Origin of the sequence: Aeromonas sp. ASNIH8, from assembly GCF_002919855.1 — a bacterium.
Classification (GTDB): Bacteria; Pseudomonadota; Gammaproteobacteria; order Enterobacterales; family Aeromonadaceae; genus Aeromonas; species Aeromonas caviae.
The window spans coordinates 1-1,283 of sequence record NZ_PQLN01000222.1; the positions used below are offsets into that span (position 1 = coordinate 1).

General features: G+C 48.0%; 1 protein-coding gene. It reads right to left on the bottom strand.

What is annotated here, in order from left to right:
* Positions 1 to 20: 20 nt before the first annotated feature.
* The gene (locus C3418_RS23550) at positions 21 to 1,148 is read right to left on the bottom strand and encodes an ISAs1-like element ISKpn9 family transposase (protein WP_041204928.1); all 1,128 of its coding nucleotides are present in this window, start codon (positions 1,146 to 1,148) and stop codon (positions 21 to 23) included.
* Positions 1,149 to 1,283: the final 135 nt, after the last annotated feature.

Here is a 1,283-nt window from a genome sequence, read left to right on the forward strand (position 1 = left end):
CAGGGCTGACGCATCAGTGTTTATACTTTGAACAACCCCATACATTCGAACAAATATTGTTCATTCAGACAGCAGAGCCTGCGCTTGTTGGCCATGCTTAGATTACGTGATTTGTTTTGCTTCAGCATGTTCAGTATCCACTGCCTGATGACCGCTAAGTTTTCCCCAGCGAAGCCCGCTCTGGCCTGAAGTTGATCCTCTCCGAACGCAATATCTAAAGTCCAGTGCAGCAGATTTTCTACCGACCAGTGCGCTCGGGTTGCCTTCAGCGCTGAGGTGGCATCCAACGCTCGGCTACTTATATAAAATCTCACGAAATCATAGCCTTTGCCATTTTCAATTCGCTCAGCCTGCACGGCTATGATCGTCTTCGCTTTCCACTGCTGGCAAACTGGCATGCTTTCATCAACCATCAGAACCCAACAACGTCGATGCTCTTTTCGCCCATGTTCTGAGTCAAATTGTTCAGTAAAGCCGTGCCCCGAAACATCGGTTTCATTCTTATCCCAATACGCTTGGAACTGTTCTTTTACTTCAGTATTGAGGCTAGGTTGGTTGTCTTTCACTGCAAGCAGGTAATCACCCGACTTTTTGAGGATGGTGTCGGCGATTTTTACCTGTGTACCCATCGCATCAATACTGACTAAACACCCTTTTAATTCAAGAAGTTGGAGTAGCTCAGGTATTGCCGTGATCTCGTTAGATTTGTCAGCGACTTTTTGCTGGCCAACACACATCCCCAGCTCAGTTGACCAGACATTGACCATATGAACAGCGTTGGCACCTCGCCCTTTAGCGGTAGCACGAAGAGCTTTACCATCAACCGCTAGTTGGCCAACCAGCTTATCATCGCCCATGATGTCGCCGATCCACGCTTGAAAAATGGATTTCAGACTGGCGGGAGGCAGAGTGGCAAAAATGCGGTTGAATGTGTCGTGTGATGGAATGCCGCCAGGCAAGCTCAACCAGCGCCGGAACCATGGCTCTCGCTCTTGAGCAAACAAGGTAATCTCGCTCCAAGTATCAAAACCGCACATCATGGCGCAGATGGCCATGAAAACAACCTCTGACAAGATATGCGAGCACTTGGCCTGATTGCGTGGGTCTGGAATTGATTCAAGGTAGTCGAGCAAAGACTTCTGGGCCATAAAAATAAACAGTTAGTTAAGATCTCGACTATTTACAGCTTGGCAACGCAAGGTACAATTAAAATCGTACTTGGCGCCGCTCAACTGATCGATACTTGATCAACTAGCGCAAAGAATGATCATGCGTCGGCCCTG